At 63.7% G+C, this 16,881-nt stretch carries 12 protein-coding genes, 1 tRNA gene and 3 pseudogenes; 7 read left to right on the top strand and 9 right to left on the bottom strand.

What is annotated here, in order from left to right:
- Nucleotides 1-440: 440 nt before the first annotated feature.
- Genes ACFWXC_RS45715 through ACFWXC_RS45725 form a run of 3 tightly spaced genes read right to left on the bottom strand, consistent with a single transcriptional unit; the run spans nt 441 to nt 4,080 of the window.
- Nucleotides 441-1,511 (bottom strand): hypothetical protein, encoded by a 1,071-nt coding sequence (locus tag ACFWXC_RS45715; RefSeq protein ID WP_384488909.1) that lies wholly within the window; start codon nt 1,509-1,511, stop codon nt 441-443.
- The gene (locus ACFWXC_RS45720) at nt 1,508-2,128 is read right to left on the bottom strand and encodes a hypothetical protein (protein WP_384488911.1); all 621 of its coding nucleotides are present in this window, start codon (nt 2,126-2,128) and stop codon (nt 1,508-1,510) included. Before ACFWXC_RS45720 ends, ACFWXC_RS45715 begins: the two co-directional genes overlap by 4 nt.
- Nucleotides 2,122-4,080 (bottom strand): AAA family ATPase, encoded by a 1,959-nt coding sequence (locus ACFWXC_RS45725; protein ID WP_384488913.1) that lies wholly within the window; start codon nt 4,078-4,080, stop codon nt 2,122-2,124. Before ACFWXC_RS45725 ends, ACFWXC_RS45720 begins: the two co-directional genes overlap by 7 nt.
- A 256-nt stretch (nt 4,081-4,336) precedes the next feature.
- Here ACFWXC_RS45725 and ACFWXC_RS45730 point away from each other — a divergent pair, with 256 nt between their 5' ends.
- From ACFWXC_RS45730 to ACFWXC_RS45740, 3 genes are all read left to right on the top strand, one after another.
- Nucleotides 4,337-5,683: a hypothetical protein gene (locus ACFWXC_RS45730; RefSeq protein ID WP_384488915.1), complete on the top strand. Its 1,347-nt coding sequence runs from the start codon at nt 4,337-4,339 to the stop codon at nt 5,681-5,683.
- A 97-nt stretch (nt 5,684-5,780) separates the two neighbouring features.
- Nucleotides 5,781-5,858 (top strand) — tRNA-OTHER (locus tag ACFWXC_RS45735).
- Between the two features lie 188 nt (nt 5,859-6,046).
- Nucleotides 6,047-6,277, top strand: coding sequence for a YozE family protein (locus ACFWXC_RS45740; RefSeq protein ID WP_384488917.1), 231 nt, complete (start codon nt 6,047-6,049; stop codon nt 6,275-6,277).
- Nucleotides 6,278-6,692: 415 nt separating this feature from the next.
- Here the strand turns inward: ACFWXC_RS45740 and ACFWXC_RS45745 are convergent, their stop codons facing one another.
- Entirely contained in the window at nt 6,693-6,917 is a 225-nt protein-coding gene (locus ACFWXC_RS45745; protein ID WP_384488919.1) for a DUF397 domain-containing protein, read from the bottom strand.
- Nucleotides 6,918-7,076: 159 nt separating this feature from the next.
- Here ACFWXC_RS45745 and ACFWXC_RS45750 point away from each other — a divergent pair.
- Nucleotides 7,077-7,229 (top strand): annotated as a pseudogene (locus ACFWXC_RS45750) (IS5/IS1182 family transposase); the annotation flags it as partial.
- A 36-nt stretch (nt 7,230-7,265) separates the two neighbouring features.
- Here ACFWXC_RS45750 and ACFWXC_RS45755 read toward each other — a convergent pair.
- Nucleotides 7,266-7,421, bottom strand: a pseudogene (locus ACFWXC_RS45755) (site-specific integrase); the annotation flags it as partial.
- Nucleotides 7,422-7,731: 310 nt separating this feature from the next.
- Nucleotides 7,732-8,460 (bottom strand): hypothetical protein, encoded by a 729-nt coding sequence (locus ACFWXC_RS45760; protein ID WP_384488921.1) that lies wholly within the window; start codon nt 8,458-8,460, stop codon nt 7,732-7,734.
- 887 nt (nt 8,461-9,347) lie between these two features.
- Between ACFWXC_RS45760 and ACFWXC_RS45765 the strand changes: the two are divergent.
- The 3 genes and pseudogenes from ACFWXC_RS45765 to ACFWXC_RS45775 form a co-directional block, all read left to right on the top strand.
- Nucleotides 9,348-9,677 (top strand): annotated as a pseudogene (locus ACFWXC_RS45765) (transposase); the annotation flags it as partial.
- Complete coding sequence (locus ACFWXC_RS45770) at nt 9,674-10,252, top strand: GNAT family N-acetyltransferase (RefSeq protein WP_384488923.1); 579 nt, start codon at nt 9,674-9,676, stop codon at nt 10,250-10,252. The pseudogene ACFWXC_RS45765 and the gene ACFWXC_RS45770, both read left to right, overlap by 4 nt.
- Before the next feature lie 501 nt (nt 10,253-10,753).
- Nucleotides 10,754-10,963: a hypothetical protein gene (locus ACFWXC_RS45775; protein WP_384488925.1), complete on the top strand. Its 210-nt coding sequence runs from the start codon at nt 10,754-10,756 to the stop codon at nt 10,961-10,963.
- A gap of 285 nt (nt 10,964-11,248) precedes the next feature.
- On the opposite strand, the gene ACFWXC_RS45780 is transcribed toward ACFWXC_RS45775, so the two are convergent.
- The 3 genes from ACFWXC_RS45780 to ACFWXC_RS45790 all read right to left on the bottom strand — a co-directional run bounded on the left by ACFWXC_RS45780 (nt 11,249) and on the right by ACFWXC_RS45790 (nt 16,875).
- Nucleotides 11,249-12,721, bottom strand: a complete 1,473-nt coding sequence (locus tag ACFWXC_RS45780; RefSeq protein ID WP_384488927.1) for a sialidase family protein — start codon at nt 12,719-12,721, stop codon at nt 11,249-11,251.
- Between the two features lie 698 nt (nt 12,722-13,419).
- On the bottom strand, nt 13,420-13,695 hold the full coding sequence (locus ACFWXC_RS45785; RefSeq protein WP_351740390.1) for a hypothetical protein: 276 nt from the start codon (nt 13,693-13,695) through the stop codon (nt 13,420-13,422).
- A gap of 588 nt (nt 13,696-14,283) precedes the next feature.
- Nucleotides 14,284-16,875: an Hsp70 family protein gene (locus tag ACFWXC_RS45790; RefSeq protein ID WP_384488929.1), complete on the bottom strand. Its 2,592-nt coding sequence runs from the start codon at nt 16,873-16,875 to the stop codon at nt 14,284-14,286.
- Between the last annotated feature and the right edge of the window lie 6 nt (nt 16,876-16,881).

Genomic DNA, 16,881 nt, shown 5'->3' on the forward strand with positions numbered 1-16,881 from the left:
CCCTCCGCGAAAGCCCTCACGGACAGCAAAGCCGAGGACGGAACCGTCAAGCATCAAGTGACGTCAACACGTCAAGCATCAAGCGAAGTAGGACATGCTGATCGCCAGAGGCGCGGTAGAACTTTCCCTACTTCATCAAGGCCCGCGCACGGCGCGGGCGCGCGCCGCCTCTGCGGCGCGGCCTGCCTCCTGTCTCCGCCCCGGCTGGCCGCGCCAGGCGGCGCGCTCGGCGGCAGCGGGCATGAAGTGGGAGACACCCTCTGTGGCTGGGGCGGTCGGCTCCACGGCTTTAGGCAGCCACTTTGGGGCGAGCCTCTAAGATCATGGCCCCAACGTCGTGCTTTAACGGGCAGGTCCACAGACTGCCCGACTCGCCGGAAGCTTAAGGGGCCATGATCACTCGCCCCAAAGCAGCTCCCGCCCAAAGCCGTTCCACCGACCTAGTGGTTTCGACTCGGACTCACGCCAGCATTGAAATTTGGTTCACAGAAACACCGAACAGGAGTCGCTATGTCGTGGCGATCTAGCAGATCTTGCGGATAAGCAATGTGGGCATCCTGATACTTCAGACCGTCTTCTCTGCTAACAGAAACCGTGTCGTCTTTCACCATCGCCCGTCTGCCGTCGTATACAACAAGAAAACCACGACGGTCAAAAGTTCCCGCACGATCTCTGGTCCGGTCGAGATAGTCAGCCAGCTGACTCAACCCATCACGGGCTCGCTGCTCAGACCATTCTTTGGTTTTCTTAGGTGGATTAAGCTTGCCGCTCTTCCCGAGCCACTTAATTTCAATGAGGCCAATCTTGTTGCTATTGGCCCACCTAACGGTAATATCGATCGGATTTTTGTGATCAACCGGTGTTTCCTGTGTGATATCTGGATTACCTTCCCTAAGGCTGCTCTTCAGGTGTTGATAGAGAGAGAACCGCATTTGGTCCTCAGGGCCAGGGAGCCACATCACACGGCCCTCTTCGCGCCAAACGGCAGCGAGAATGCGACATTCACTGGATCTTGCCATTCGAACCGCATAATGATCCAGGCACTGAGCTAGGTCTTTAAACCTGGAAAGCCCAAAGATCCTGGTATATGCCATGGTGGCCGGCACTTCACCTTCGACCCCATCAACCCAAACGCGCTCATCCGATTCAGGGCGATAGCGATACACAATGGCGCCCGGCGAAATGACATCCAGGTCATGGCTGCGCTTCCAAACTCGGAACCTTCCATCGACGAGCACCTCAACGGTCAACGTTCCGTAATTGTGCAGCGCCAGCTGGCTAGGCTCTTCGAGCACATAAGGAAGATCTGTAACGCCAAGAACTCCATCGTCAAATCGGTAGACTACAGTCAACGACTCGCTTATCGACTCGTAGTCGATCACATTGAGCACGGTCTTCAGATGCGGAAGAAATTTGCGTAGAACACTTGCCCCTTCCGCGCCAAATTTCCGCATCATCAGAGTGAAATAGTGGTTCTGTGCAATTTCCGCCAGCCGACTCAGATCGTTCAACGTAGCCCCCCGCCGGCCGCCCCGCCCTGATCATCCTGTTCCAATAGGAAGCTGAGCCACACAACAGCAGGAATCATGTAGTCGGGTACATTCTTACCCAGCGACGACTCGAGCACCTGAAAATGTCGATAGATTTGCGAGATTCCTGCATCATCCAGCAAATGCCTTGAGTGCTGCAGTGCACGTGCGTTGTGGAGCTGCGGCTCAAGCTCCACGCCCTCCTTGACAACAGAGAGCGGCATCGCCACCGCGGCTCCGGTGGCTCCGCGGAGGTAGGGAACGCGTGGAGCAAATCTCGTAAGACGCTCCCACCGGTCCAGTTCCTTCTGGCCGCGCTCAGAGATCGTCATGAACTCGTCGGCAGTCGCGACGAGCCCGCTTGCAATCAGCGAATCAGAAGCCTCAAGCAGCTCGATACTAAATGGCGAAGAGTCGGGAGTGGCCACAAACGAGTAGCCCCACTTCGCAACAGGGCGCCCGTCATACAACCCCAGCATGCAAGCCAGGTAAATGAAGATCTGCACTTCGCCGAGATTCAGCGACTGACCGGCTTTGCTCAGCTCACCGATGACGAATAGGTGGTCGAATGACGCATCTGGATTCACCGCTTTTACCACAGACCGTCGCCATCCAAACTATCCTGAATTGCCCGGTAGGACTCGTCGAATAGATCCTCTGCATCGGCCTGAACCTCAGAAAGGACTGCCCAGTTAGTCATGCGCTCTACATGCATCAACTGCCTACGGCAGGTGCGAGCTAGTTCGAGGACTAGACGGCTAGAATTCAGATTGGCAGTCATGACGAGGCGGTTTCCCCGAGCTACGAACTCGCCAAACATTTCACCGGCTCGGCGCTCGTATGCAATGTCTAGAGAGCCCTCTGGGGTGTCGACGAAGAGGCATGCCGTACCTTCTTCGCCGACCATAAATTCTGCCAAGGCCATACGAAGAGCGATATCAATGAAGTAGCGCTGACTCTCAGAGAGTTGGTTCGATTCCCGCCGCTCATGGCCGTCGATTGACACTACTAGCTGAGGACCGCGAGCCCGCTGTTCCAACACTAGGCTGAGATCCAGGCCGAGAAATGCATGCGCCAAAGATTGAAACTTCGGGACGAACTCACGCTCTGCTATTGCATACTTCTCGGCGAGCTCTCGCTGCAACGGTTCAAGAAGTGCCTTATATTCGTCTCTGCGATGGCGAAAATCGTCGCGTCGCCTTGCAGCATCGTTCTGCTGCGCCTCAAGCTCCTGAGCCAGCGCAATGATGCCCGACTGCGCCTTAATCTCATCCTTGCGTGAGATGTAGCTTGAGTTCACTTCCTCGAACTGAGCAAGCTCCTCGCCCGCAGATAGATACTCAACACGCAAGGCCGCAAGTTCACGTGTAATTCGATCGAGAGTATCCTGGCGCTCTTGTACCAGTTCACCGGCCTTCCGAAGTCGCTCGTCGAGCACTTCAAGGTCAACGAAGGTTTGGTCTTCGTCACCCGCTTCACTCACAGCTGTCCGACACAGCGGGCAATCGCCAGACTCAAGCTGAGCACGAACAGGACTGACATCTACCTCTTTGGCACCACAGACTCCGCACTCATTCTCGTGTAGGAGGCGTGCGATGAGAGGGTGCTGCATCGGTCTAACGTGGGGAGTCAACCGCTCACCAAACAAGCGACTGTACTCCACGCTCAGCGAATGATGATTCGCTACTGCCGTGCTGACAGCAAGCTTGGCGTCCTTCTCCTGTGCCCCTTTTTCATCAACGCGCGTCTCAAGGTCATCCTTGCGTTGATGCAGCAATTGGAGTCGCTCTTCAAGATCCTCATTAACCTCGAAAGGAGAATCCGCGCGAGCTAGCAATTCAGCTCTGCGCTCGCGGGCAGTGGTCGCAGCATATTGCGCGTTCCGGGCTTGCGACTCTAGCCTATCCGCTTTCCTTTGCCACTCTCCAGCTTGATCTGCTTGGGCAGGATCCAGCCCGAATACCAGATATAGAGCGAATCGCGCAACCTCCGTATCCCAGAACAGCAGATGCCGGCGCTCGTCAAAGGTAAGCAAAAATAGTTGGAGGAAAACGAGCTGCTCAAATCGCGCTAGCCCCGTGTGTTGCAGGATTAGTGACGTATAGAGCTCATGGAGCTCAGTACCTGCATCCACATCTTCAGGATTAGCATGCTTCTCGACGCTAACGCCAGGGCCACTGACAACTAGCCGTTGAAGCGCCTGCGGAGAGAAAAACCCCCGCGTCACCTTGTATTCGTGCTCCCCGACAGAAAATTCGAGAGTCACTTCCGCGCTATCTCGATCCCGTTGATGAACTCGCCCTGTGAAATATTCTCCGGAGTACGGCAGGCTGTTCCGGTAGTATTCTGAGATCGACAGGATCTTCTGGTCGGGGGCAGCAACGATGCCAGTGAGGGCGTAGTTGATGACTGACAGGAAAGTAGATTTCCCAAGTCCATTTGCGCCAACTAGACAAAAAACACCGTCGCCGAACTGTACGGTATTTTCCGTTTTGTTCCTATAGAGACTGAAATGGGAGAGGTTTACCTTTTTGATTAGTGGCAGTCGCACTCGTCGCCTCTCCTTGTCCCTGGTGACCCCCGCTGTACGCCGGTGTGCATAGAGTAGCGATGGCACTACGGACTCGCTAGGTCATCTGGGATCAAGTGCCGCTGCACCGACGCAACGCAAGAGCTTCCGGAGCCGCCTCGGGCCCGCCACGCCCCACCGGCGCACTCGTCACGTGGCATCATGTCCTGTCTTGTAACGCACGCTCCGCACCCAGGCAGGGGGAAGCGCAGACGTGGCCTGAATATAGGGAGTTGGCATGCCAGAGACCGAGGCAGACGTACTGACTGCGCACTACAGGTCGCTGCAGCGCAACTGGCTGGTTAGTGACGGTTCGCAGGCCTACGGACGTCTTGTGGTTCCTAACGGGAACTCCAGCCGCCCCTTTCACCGATGGTTTCACCTGAAAGAAGCTTACTCGGCTACTCTGCTTCCCCAGATTCTTAGTGACTACGGAACGTCTCCGGAGGAGCACCTCCGTGTGTTCGACCCTTTTTCAGGTAGCGGTACTACCCTACTCAGCGCTGTCGACCACGTCGCATCAAATCCCTCACTAAATGTCTCTGCAGTGGGCGTGGAAAGAAATCCGTTTCTTTGGGAGCTGGGCGCTGCAAAATTGCAAGGTCGGATTTTGGGCTCTGCGCTAGTTGATCGAGTCGACTCTGCATTCGATTCCGTCATCGAGCGATTCAAGGACACAAGTTTTGATGACGTTCCAATTCCGGAGCAGTCGACCATTAATAACGAGAAATACTTTCCGAGGCAGAATGTGCAAGACCTCGTGGCTCTCAGGTACGCCATCGCCGATGTTGATGACACGGTAGCGCGTTCCATCCTGCGGGTATGTCTCGCTAGTAGCGTCGAGCCCTGCGGTCAGTTGCGTCGAGATGGTCGGGCTCTTCGATATGCCCCACAGCGTGAACCCCGATCCCCTCTACCAGTCTTCACCGAGCGCATTAGTGCGGCTACTCAGGACCTAACCCTCACTGACCCGTCGGCTGCATTCGGTGATATCCATTTCGGTGACGGCCGTAACCCGCCGCCTTCGGTCGGCGAGGATTCGTACGACTGGATCGTCTTTTCCCCGCCTTATCCGAACAACATCGACTACACCGAGGTGTACAAGGCAGAGGCGTGGATCTTGGGCTGCTACGACTCGGCACAGGACATGCGAAACCAACGTCTGTCGACCATCAGAAGTCATCCCAGCGTTCGATTCGACCTTGATTTTTTGTATCGCAATCTCGCTGTGGCTTCAGAGGTCGATCGGATAGTGGAACCGATTGTAAACGCGATCCCTGATGATCGATACGCAACTGGCCGGCGCGAAGTTATTCGTGGCTATGCTGACGACATGTTTTCCACGCTGAGGAAATGTCGCGACCTAATCGCCAAAAACGGTCGCCTTGTCTTCATCGTTGGCAATTCTGCGCATGGTTCTCAAAACTCTTCAAGCTTTGTGATTGCTGCAGATGTGGTAATGGGTGCGCTAGCCGAGTTGACTGGATGGCGCGTTCAAGAACTGAAAATCGCTCGACAGTTGAAAAGGAGGACGTCAGATTCTGAGTTCCTCCGCGAGAGCGTGGTTGTTCTACAACCTGTGTAGTGTCAAAGAGGTGTACCCCGGCAGCAGTTAGCCGGGACAGAGGCCCGTGCACTGTGGACCACCTGTGGACACGAAGCCCGAGTCTCTGTGTAGGCAGGCCCCTGACCAGGCACTCCGTTGCACCTCAAGACGGCCTCCGGAGCCGTGTGCGCAGGTTCGAATCCTGCCGGGGGCACTCGCCCAGGATCAGCTGAAATCAAGCGCTGACCAGGGCAGATGCCGACAGAAGAGAGCGGGAGTCAGTCTCACTGACTCCCGCTCTTTCTCGTTGTCTCTCACTGTCCGCGCACCATCTGCGATACGCGCGACACGCCTCCGACACACTCATGTGTGTACGCCACGCGGCAGCGGAAGGATGCGGATATGCCTAAGCCGAGGAGCTTCACTGCGTGGTTGAAGACCCACGCCGATCAAGACAACCCCGTCGGTGATCTCGCCCGGGAGGTCTCGCGCGATCCCGACTGGCCCTCACGCAGGGGCCTGCCTGGCCAGCGCACCTACCTTGATGAGCGCGGCGCCATTCCGGCGGCCATGGAGACACTCGAACGTGCCTGGACTCAGTACGATCAGCACAAAGCCACCCAAGACGAATGACGGCGGTCCGACCTCTCCCAGCTGAGTTGTCCCGCAAACTCGACCAGGGGCCCGGCGAGCCATCACTGTCGGCTCTCCTCGCTCGGTTCCGCCCCAGTCCGGGACCTTGCCAGTAGCTGTCACATAGAGGGGCTCATCAGACAACGAAATGCGCTGAGCGGCTGCAAGCCGCTAGCCGCGCCTTCCGGCGCCCGCGGACCAGCGCTACGAGCTGAGAAGCTCCGCGATGAACTCCCGCAGCAGGGCGGAGTCGGGTAAAAGAGCCCCGGCAGTGACGGCTCGGTGTTGGCATGGGCGACGTCGCCCCAGGTCAACCAAGGCAATGGCCGCACTTTCGTTGCTAAAGAGAGCCCCGTAGTTCGACCAGGAGCCCGATGTGCAGCCGGGCCCGGCTGCATTGGTGAACGGAAGTGTTCTAACCGAACTCGCCCTCGCGCACACCGTCTCGGAAGGCTGCCCATTCTTCTGCGGTGAACCGCAGAGGCGGCAGGTCTCGATGGTTCGAGTCACGGACGGCAACAGCTCCGCCACCAAGGTCCGCTACCTCGACGCAGGTGGTCGTGTAGGGGCTCTTGCTGCTCTTGATCCAGCGTGCTTGGGTCAGATCCAGTGCGTACAGTTCAGCCTTTTTCGCTTGCATGGGGAAGCTCCGTTCGGCGCTCTGTGTATGGGTTCCCTTACCACCCTCACCCCTTTGCTGCAACCTCGCAACTGCCGAGGCAATACTGGCTTTCGCCACCACCTCAACCCACCACTTGCCCAGCTCCCAGCTCCCCCGCAGGCACCACGACGGGCCCGCAGGGGCCGACACCGCTGGACCATCGAACGCACCGTGGCCTGGCTCGCCGGCTGCCGCCGACTCCACCGCCGCCACGAACGCAAGGCCGACCACTTCCTCGCCTTCACGAGCATCGACTGCACCCTCATCTGCTACCGCAGACTCACAAAATGAGATGACCTCTTACAACAGCTAACACAATGAGCCGAGTCAGAGTGAGCCCACCGCCGCGGCAGGCTGTCGGCCAACGCACTTGGCGTAAATCTTCAGAAGGACGTCCACCGAGTGGCCGGCACGAGCGGCGACCTCCGGCGCCGGGACTCCAGAGTTGAGCCACTGGGACACACCCAGCAGCCGTAGGTCGTGGCGCCAGGCCACGGGGACGATGCGATGAACGAGGGGGGCGGCCCTGTCGGGGAGGCGTTTCGCTCGCCAGAGTAGGTGTGCCCGTACGCAGGAAGGCGCCGGACCTCCTCCGAAGATCACGGTGAGGGTCCGGCGCTGTCCGGCTGTCACCGGGTTTCTGCAAGTGGTCGCAGTGAATGCGCAGGGAAGTTCACTGCCTGCACAAAGTAGGCAGGGAGACTTCCACTTCGGGCGCGTCCGGGCCGCGATGTCGCGCCACCTGTGGCGTAGTGGCGTCAGAAGGCCACGAAAGCGCGACTACCCACGGTGACTACAGTTTTTCTGGCGGATGCAGGAAGGTGATCTGTGTCCAGTCCGTGGCGAAAGCGCCCTCGGGGATGACCCTGACATCCGCGAGGTCGTTGTTGGCGTTGACGGAACCGATGCACCCACGCCCGGTGGACTTGGCGTAGTACAGAATGCGATCGCCACTGAGTGCCGTTATCTGTGTCCAGTCCGTCGCGAAACTACCCTCAGGGAAGACCCTGACATCCGCGAGGTCGTTGTTGGTGTCGACGGAACCGATGCACCCACGCCCCGTGGACTTGGCGTAGTACAGAATGCGATCGCCACTGAGTGCCGTGACCTGTGTCCAGTCCGTCGCGAAACTACCCTCAGGGAAGACCCTGACATCCGTGAGGCTGCCGCTTTCCACGTCGACGGAACCGATGCACCCACGCCCCGTGGGCTTGGCGTAGTACAGAGCGCGATCGCCGCTGAGTGCCGTGATCTGTGTCCAGTCCGTAGCGAAACTACCCTCGGGGAAGACAGTCTCATCCGCGAGGCTATTGTTCGCGTTGACGGAACCGATGCACCCGCGCCCGGTGGACTTGGCGTAGTACAGAACGTGATCGTCGCTGAGTGCCGCGACCTGTGTCCAGTCCGTCGCGAAACTACCGTCAGGGAAGACAGTCTCATCCGCGAGGTCGTTACTGGCGTTGACGGAACCGATGCACCCACGCCCGGTAGACGCACTGTAGTAGAGAATGCGATCTGACATGACATCGCCTTTCTGACCTGTTTCCTCATCTGCGAATTACGTAGGTACCGAGCCGGTCGCATGATAGGAAGGCAGGGGTAAGACGAGTCCAGTTCGCAACAGGTATCACTGGGCTTCGAAGCGCTCGCTTCTGCGGCGGGCGCCGAATCTTCGGCGCTCTTGCCAAGAACTACCTCAGCCGACGCGAAACCCTCTCGTGCCGCCACTGCTTCCGCGAGCGCTGAGACCGCTCGGTGCTGGTGGCCGACATCTAGTCCTCTTCCAGTATGGGCACGGGTCGCCGAACCGTGCGAGTTGGGCAGCGCAGTGATCGGGTAGCGAACTGACAGACATTCATGTGCGGTTCAACTAACTATCAAACCATGGGTATTGACGCCTGCGAGTCATCCAGCATTCAATCTTCTGACTCGTTCATTTTGGGCGCCTGGGGCCCAAACGAAGGAGGAGTCGCATCCCAGGAGAGCAATCGCTTGGGGGGGTGTGTTTGCGAAGCGTGGATTCACTGAGGGGAACTCTTCACTCGGGGGAATCCAACAGACGCGTTTCAGGAGGACTTTCGGGTCCGCAGAGCCACGCTTAGCGCGCCATGGGCAGAGTTCCTCAACCTGGACGGGGGCGACCTGACCCGTTGGCGTCGGCTTCGCTCAGCTCTCCCCCGGCAATGAGCTGAGCAATGCTCAGGACTTGTGGATCGGCTCCCCGGGAGCGCGCGAAGGGCGTACTTTCCCGGTGCTTGATCGACCAGTCACCGAGTAGGCCCGCGTTCGCAGCGCGGGTCGGGAAGGCATGCCCGTGCTCAGCGTTGTGAACGCCGGCGGTTCGACCGAGTCCGGCTCTCTGATCGACGCGATCGTCCGCGAGGGCGCGCGCCGGATGCTAGCCGCCGCGCGACCTACGGCGCCGAGTTCCCCAAGGCCGGCGCCAAGATCACCGACGGCCGGGAGGAGCTGCCGGCGTTCTACGACTTTCCGGCCGAGCACTGGATCCACCCGCGCACCACGAACCCGATCGAGTCGACCTTCTCCAGCATCAAGCTCCGCGCCAAGGTCACCCGCGGTGCCGGCAGCCCGGCCGCCGCCCGCGCGATGGTGTTCAAGCTGGTCGAGTCCGCTCGGGCCCGCCGGCGCTCGGTCACCGGAGCCCACCTCGTCGCCCTGGTCCGCGCGGGCGCGACGTTCAAGAACAGTGTCCTCGTCGAACGCGAGGCGGCAGCATGAGCCGGCCCTCGCGGACGCAGCCGGACAGCCCGCGGGTGCGGCTGCACCCCTTGACCGAGATCGGGGCGCACCAGATCGAGCACTGGTTCGACCACCCCGAGGTCCAAAGGCGCCTGGGTGGCCGCTTCTGGATCCACCGTCAGCTGCGGCTGATCAGCCAGCACACCCCCGGCACCGCCTTCCGCGGCGTGACGGTGCTGCGCTCCCACGGGTGGATCGGCCTGGACCAGGCCAGGACGCCGGTCGCGTTCATCTGCGGCGACGTCTATGACCGCTGGGTCCGCTACCACGGCGAAGGCCCCGAGGGCCCCATCCTGTCCGACGCCGACCCCCGGCTCGCCATGGGCCTGGCCTACGTGGTCGACCCCGACCGGTGGCGGCACGGATACGGCCGCTCCGCCCTCCAAGCCGTCCTCACCCACCCCGACGTCGGCGATGTCCAGACGTTCTTCTGCGGGATCGACGCCGACAACCACGCCAGTCGCAACTGCGTCGAATCCGCCGGCTTCACCCTCCCTGCCCCCGAACCGGACCACGAAGGGATGCTCTACTTTCGCCGCACCCGACCAAGTTGATCACCGAGAACATGCTGATCCACAACTATTGACCATCACTCCCTTCCAAGGGGCAGGCGGCAGACGTGGGCACCGGCAGGTGCCGCCGGGCCTCCCCCGCCCTCCGTGGTTCACCACGGCTTTTCAGGGGGATGGCGGGCAGCCGGGCCCGCGATCCCGCCCCGCCGGAAAAGCCATCCCCGGCAAAACTTGAGAGTCAAGGGAAAATAGCGTCCGTCCGCAGCGTCCGGTCACCCTCCGCCACCAAGGGCGCGTTTCCGCAGGTCAACGCGGCTCTTAGCGTGCGGCCGGTTGCGGACGCCGCCCCCTCCGGGACAACGAAGAGACCACCGATCCGGCCGGGGTGGTCTCTTCGTTCCAGGGCCTGTCCGGCGGGTCGCGTCACCGACCCCGCACCCGACAGCACTGTCACCCGAATGGCCCAACATGACGTGCCACCCACATGGGTGAAGATCAAGCTGACTAGTGCCCCAACCGAGGCAATCCGTGAAAGGGAACCAAATGCGCATTCGACGAATCTTCGCCGCCGTCATCGCCACGGCAGCCCTCGCCGGACTCGGCCTCACAGGCGCCGCCACCGCCACCGCCGCACAGGGTGCCCCATCGTCCGTCACCCCTTCTGAGTGCAGGCAGGGCGGCGGAATTCCCGCAATCAATGAGCCGGGCAACCTCTGCAAGGGCGGTACGCACGACGGGGAGCAGGTCGACTGAACCCCACAGGGCGCCCCGCAGCCACGCGCCGCGGGGCGCTCGCGCGCGAGCGGGCGTAGCCGGGAGAGTCGCAGGGACTGTGCCGACCCGTCGGGCGCGCTCGGTCCGAGTCGGCCCGGAAGCACGCGGCGGGCGGGCGACCGGCGGCGCGTTGGATCTTCGAGTGCCAGGTCGCGTGGTTTCCCGGTCTGCCGGGCACGGAAGGGGCACGCGTGGGGCACGCCCGAGACCCCGGAGCAGCAGGCCCGCCCCGCCGGGCGGCGTCCGTGTCGGTCAGCGGGTGCGTCAGGGGGTGGGGAGACTGCTGGTGTACACGTCCGTACGGTTCTGTGGTGCGCCGGAGTTGGTCACGGTGAGCACTGCCCGTACTCCCTTGCCGTCTGCCACCAGACCTTGGTAGTCGCCGAGGAAGTAGCCCCCGGCGAACGGCGCCTGCAGCCAGTCGAAGACCGGCGAGATCCGTCGTTCGGTCCGGAGCTTCGGGTTTCCGTGCTGCAGCGTGGCCAGTTGGTAGGCGGTGGGCAGGGTGGTGGTGTTGCCGGGCTTGAGGAAGCGCAGGTCGTAGTAGGTGAGCGCGACCGTGCCCCGCTCGTCGACCGCGATCGACGGTGAGAAGGCCGGAACGCCCTTGGGGCTGATCAGCTCCGGGCTCCCCCAGGTGCGTCCGCCGTCGGTGGACCGCACAAGCTGGACGGAGTCGAACTCTCCACCGGAGAAGTCCGAGCCCTCGTAGGCCATGTACAGCGTGCCTGTCTCGGGGTCGACGGCCGGGCTCGGCAGGGTGGACGCGGCGCGCAGCAGTTTGGTGGGGTCGTTCGGGTCGACCTCCGGTACGGAGGTGTCCCGGGCCACGATGACCGGGGCGCTCCAGGTCTCTCCGGCGTCGGTCGAGGTGACCACCTCGTAGCGGGCTTCGACGACGGTGCTCAGGTCGTCGGAGTAGGTGATCCGGTCGAAGAAGTCGTACAGGGTGCCGGTGCGCCGGTCGGCGACGATCAGATGGCCGATGGTCTGGGTGTTCGGCACGGTGCTGGTGTCGACGAACGGCCGGGCCTTGCTCCAGGTGCGGCCGCCGTCGCGGGTGAGGGAGATGTAGCCGGGACCGTCGAGGGAGCTAGGGCCGGGTGGGTCGTTGTCGAGGCGGTTCCAGACCTGGTAGGCGGTGCCCTTGCGGACCGGGTCGGCGGTGAGTGAGGGCTTGTCGTTGAAGAACGGCTGCTCGTCGACGTGCGTGGTGGTGAGGTTGCGCCAAGTGCGGCCGCCGTCGCGGGACGTGGCGGCCAGGAGGCCAGTGCGCGTGCTCTTGGTGAAGTCGACGCCCTCGCCGCTCGCGTAGACGGTGCCGTCCGGTCCGGTGCTCACCCAGGGGTCGGTGGCCCGTTCGAAGTCCGCGCCGCCGGGGGCGCACAGGCTGAACGGCAGCGTGCTCTGGTGGAAGGTGTGGCCGTCCGTGGTCCAGCCGGCCGCCAGGCCACGGGCGCCGCCGTCGTTCCAGCGGTCCTGCTGGAACACGGTGACCACGCGCTTGGGATCGCGCGGATCGACGGACACGTACGGCTCGACCTCGGTGGCCGGGTAGACGATGCTGTCGGGGGACATCGCTCCGATGGTGCACTTCGCGTACGGGTCGCCGTGGGACACCTTGACCAGTGCTGTGCCGTCGGGGTTCCGGTCCGCTGCGGCGGGAGTCGCGCCGGTGACCGTGACGAGCAGGAGCGCGGCGGCGGTGACGGCGGTCAGGGGCAGGAAGACGCGCATGCGGGATCTCCTCCGGGCCTGTCGGCCGGGGTACGGGACCGCCGTCATCGGGGCGGCCTGGGGCGCGGAGGGGTATCGGAACGCGAGGGTGGGGCGACTCCGCTGGGTCCTTTTCGGCGTGGCAGCCGGTGCCCTTGATGGGCCGAACGACGGAGTCGTCCTCGGGGTCGTCGAGGAGCGAGGAGCACGGCGGAGCCGACCGGCGGGTGCACCGTGCCGGTCGGCTCCTTGGTCGTGCTGTTACGGCGCCGTCTCGTAGGTCCCCGGAGAAGGCCGTGGGCCGCGTGGCGGTTGGCGATGCCGGCGGGGTCGGCCTTGACGCAGACGGGTCGGTGGAGCGGGATGACCCGCTGGACTGCTCGTTCTTCTGCGCCTGTTCAAGACCTGCCGAGTGTCGACAACGCTCGTGATCAATACAGCTGGGAGATCCGAATCAATACAGCTGGGAAATGACAGCCAGGAAATGCGAACGACCTCGTCGGTCACGGTATGACGGCATGACGGCATGGCCGAGGTCGTTCAGGACGGCGGCGAGCGCGGTGTTCAGGACGGCGCGGACCGTTTCGAAGCGGTGACGGCCTTGGCTTCGAGACCGCCCACCGGGGCCGCGTTGTGTCCGGGCAGGCCGGGGGTTGAGGAGGAGACGGGCCGTATCTGCCTCCGACCGGTGCCGGCGGGCGGCTGCCCCGCGCGGTCCTCTAACGCGGTTCGTGGGCCGCCGCCCGGCAGGCACCGGTCGCGGCGCCGCCCGCCACTCCGGCCCCGGTCAGCCCGGTCACACAGCTCTGCAGGTCTCCGACCACGCCACGGCCGCAGGCCGCTGTGACGGAGTCGGAAGCGGTGGCACCGGCCAGTTCGGCCATCTTTGTGCAGGCGGGGATGTCCGCCCGGGCCGCGGGAGCGGCGAGGACCGCACCGCCGAGGGTGAGGGTCAGGCCGGTGAGGGCACCGGCGATACGGGTCGATGTGCGCATGGGACGCACCTGCCTTCCGGGGTGGTCGCGCGGTCCTGGTCCCGGCGGGCCGGATCCACGCGGTAAGGCCGCCTGGCGACGCTCGGTGAGTGGTGCCCCGGCCGGCGGGCTCACAGACTGACCGCACGATTCCGCGTCGCATCCGTCGAGCCGCACCAGGACATGGTCGCCAGGCCGGAGGAGAGGGCCCCGGACCGGGTGAGACGCACTCGGACCTCCACTCGCGGGCCCCTCACTCCAGCGTCGCATCCTCTGCCCCGCCCGTCCTGGGCATCCGAGGGGGCGGCCGCGCTGAGTAACCGCGATTGCGCGAAGCGCGGCAGCCGGCCCGTCCGGCCGGCCAGGTGGATCGGACGACCCAGCGTCCCGCCAAGCGTGACCGGTCAGCGTCCAGAGCCGCTCTTGGTGGCTTCCCCATGAGGAAGCCAAGCTGTGTCGGCGGGCAGCATCCCGCTCCGTGATCAGTTGAACCAGACAACTGTCGCCCGCCCCACGCAGGGGTGCGCCACGACGTACGGGACTGTCGCGGGCGTCTTGCCCCAGTTCCCGGTGACCTTGCCGTTCGGGCAGGGGACACTGTGGCGGGTTTCAGGATTCGGGGGGCTCGGACGGTACCTGGCCTCCGGGGACGAGGCCGCGGAGGGACTGCCAGCGGGGCGAGCGGACGAGGGCGGCAGCCTGCGCGGCGGTGGAGCGGTTTACGGGGGTCGAGCACGTTCGGCCGGTGAATGCGGCCGCTGAGTCGGCGACGCGGAGTTCCTCGCCTTCGACATGCAGGATCCCGTTGGCGTCGATGTCGAAGGTCACTTCGACCAGTGGTGTGCCCTTGGGGTGGGGTGGCAGGTCGGTGAGTTCGAGGACGGCGAGTGATCTGTTCTTCGAGGCTTCCTCCCGCTCGCCTTCGAGGATGTGGAGGACGATCGACGTCTGGTTCCTCACCTTGGTGACGAAGATCTCGCTGCGCTTCGTCGGGATGGTGGTGTTCCGCTCGATCACCTTCGTCATGCCTCCGTTGGAGGTCTCCACGCCGAGCGAGGCCGAGGAGGCGTCGAGGAGAAGTGTGTCCAGGATGCTTCCGGTAAGGATGCCGCTCTGGAGGGCGGCTCCCGTGACGATTCCCTCCGGAATCAGGCCGCGGTAGGGCTGTTTGCCGTTCATGATCCGGCTGACCAGCTCACCGATTGCGGGCATCCGGGTGGCACCGCCGGTCAGGATCACCTGATTCAGATCGGACTGCTGGACGTCGTAGGCGTCGCGGATGGCCTGTTCCACTGGTCCGCGGCAGCGTTCCAGCAGGTCCTGCGTCATGGACTCGAACTCTTGACGGGTCAGGGTCTCTTCGAGATGCAGCGGAACACCCTCAGAGAGGGCAAGGTAGGGCAGCGTGATGGTCGTGGTGCTCGCCGACGACAGTTCGATCTTCGCGGCCTCGGCCGCCGCCTGGAGTCGCTGCATCGCCTCGACGTTCTGACCGAGGCCCACCCCGTACTGGTCCCACACCCGGCGCAGGAGATGCTGGACGATCCGCCGGTCCCAGTCGTCGCCGCCGAGGTGGTTGTCGCCCGCGTGCGCCTTCACCTCGACGACTCCCTCACCGACCTCGATGAGCGAGACGTCCAGGGTGCCGCCGCAGAGGTCGAAGATGAGGACGATGGCGTCTTCCTCGCGGTTCAGGCCGTACGTGACAGCCGCTGCCGTCGGCTCGTTGATGACCCGCAGCACGCGGATCCCGGCTCGGCCGGCGGCCTCCACGAGCGCCGCCCGCTGGTCGAGGTCGAAATTCGCCGGAACCGTGAGCACAGCCCCGTACAGCGGCCCCCCGGCATACGCCTCCACATCCTCCCGCAGCCGCCGCAGGATGTGCTCAGCCACGTCCTCCGCCGTCAGCCGGACCGCGCCCCGGGTGATGCTCCAGTCCGTACCCAGCTTCAGCTTCGCCGAACGGATCGTGTAGTCGGGGTTGGTGATCGCCTGGCGCTTGGCGGGAGTGCCCACCAGGATGTCGCCCGTCTCGGTGATGGCCACCAGGCTGGGTGTGGTGAGGGCGCCCTCCGTGTTGGGGATCAGGCGGACGTCCTCGCCCTCGAACAGGGCGATCGCCGAATTCGTCGTGCCGAAATCGATGCCCACCACCGGGCCGTAGCGGGAGCCGCCGGCGGGTGGACGGGGTGCGGCCGGGCGGGGTGCGCGGGCCGTGGGGATCTCGCCCATGCCTCGGTCGTGCCACAACTTCCTTGCCCTGCGGGCCACTTCGCGGTCCGCGTCGGCGATCAGGCCGAGGAGTGAAGCGCGGGCCGCATCCCGTGTGGGCTCGCGGACACTGCCGAGGAGTTGCTCAACCAGGTGGAGAGAGCCGATGCGCTTCCACGCCTGGGGATCCAGGGCAGCCGCTCGCATCTCGACCAGGCGGTCGACGTCCACGTGACGGGGACTGCGGGCCAGGTAGATCGTGCCCTGGGCGCTGTCCACACTGAGGGTGGGGGTCTGGCCGGCGATGCGGTTGCGTACCTGCTCGTGGACGTATTCGTAGAGTTCCTCGACGGAGACGAATCCGTCGCCGTCGAGGTCGGCGGAGCCGTCCCTCAGACCGCCCACCACCGCCGAGGTGAACACGGACGGCTGAGCCGGGGCACGGCTGTGGCGGACCTCGCGCTCGCCCTCGTAGGCGTACTGAAGAGCCGTCGAGGCGGTCAGGACCACCCGGCCGTTGCCCGCGAAGGGCTCGGCCACGTCCACCGTGGGCGTCCCGGCGCCCCGGCGCAGGGCGTTCATGGGGAACGCGCCGCTGTAGCAGCAGTCCAGGAGGACGACGATGCGGCGGGAGCGGCTCGCGCCCATCCAGTCGCCGAGGACCTCCGCGGGGACGGCTGTCGCGCGGAGGTAGTCGAGTTCGGTGTCCCGCATGATGAAGTGCAGGCGGCCCCTCGTGTCCTTCCAGCCGTGCAGGGACAGGTGGAGCAGGAGCAGATCGTCGCGGGCGGCCTTGGTGAAGAAGGATTCCAGGGCGCGCATCGCGGGACGCTGGGGCACGTCGACGAGCGTCTCGACCTCGAAGCCGCCGATGTCGGGGGCGCCGAGTACCTCCGCGAGGGCGGCGGCGTCCGCCGTGGCCGCCGGGAGCGTGGCGAAGTGGTCGTCGTCGTATGTGCTGTTGGCGATGATCAGGGCGCGGCTCGCCACGGCGGG

This window comes from Streptomyces sp. NPDC058683 (assembly GCF_042716195.1).
GTDB lineage: Bacteria > Actinomycetota > Actinomycetes > Streptomycetales > Streptomycetaceae > Streptomyces.

Bases quoted from the DNA above. Each gene is read 5' to 3' on its own strand.
- ACFWXC_RS45730 (WP_384488915.1), top strand. From the start codon at position 4,337: ATGCCAGAGACCGAGGCAGACGTACTGACTGCGCACTACAGGTCGCTG.
- ACFWXC_RS45740 (WP_384488917.1), top strand. From the start codon at position 6,047: ATGCCTAAGCCGAGGAGCTTCACTGCGTGGTTGAAGACCCACGCCGAT.
- ACFWXC_RS45745 (WP_384488919.1), bottom strand. From the start codon at position 6,917: ATGCAAGCGAAAAAGGCTGAACTGTACGCACTGGATCTGACCCAAGCA.
- ACFWXC_RS45760 (WP_384488921.1), bottom strand. From the start codon at position 8,460: ATGTCAGATCGCATTCTCTACTACAGTGCGTCTACCGGGCGTGGGTGC.
- ACFWXC_RS45770 (WP_384488923.1), top strand. From the start codon at position 9,674: ATGAGCCGGCCCTCGCGGACGCAGCCGGACAGCCCGCGGGTGCGGCTG.
- ACFWXC_RS45775 (WP_384488925.1), top strand. From the start codon at position 10,754: ATGCGCATTCGACGAATCTTCGCCGCCGTCATCGCCACGGCAGCCCTC.
- ACFWXC_RS45780 (WP_384488927.1), bottom strand. From the start codon at position 12,721: ATGCGCGTCTTCCTGCCCCTGACCGCCGTCACCGCCGCCGCGCTCCTG.
- ACFWXC_RS45785 (WP_351740390.1), bottom strand. From the start codon at position 13,695: ATGCGCACATCGACCCGTATCGCCGGTGCCCTCACCGGCCTGACCCTC.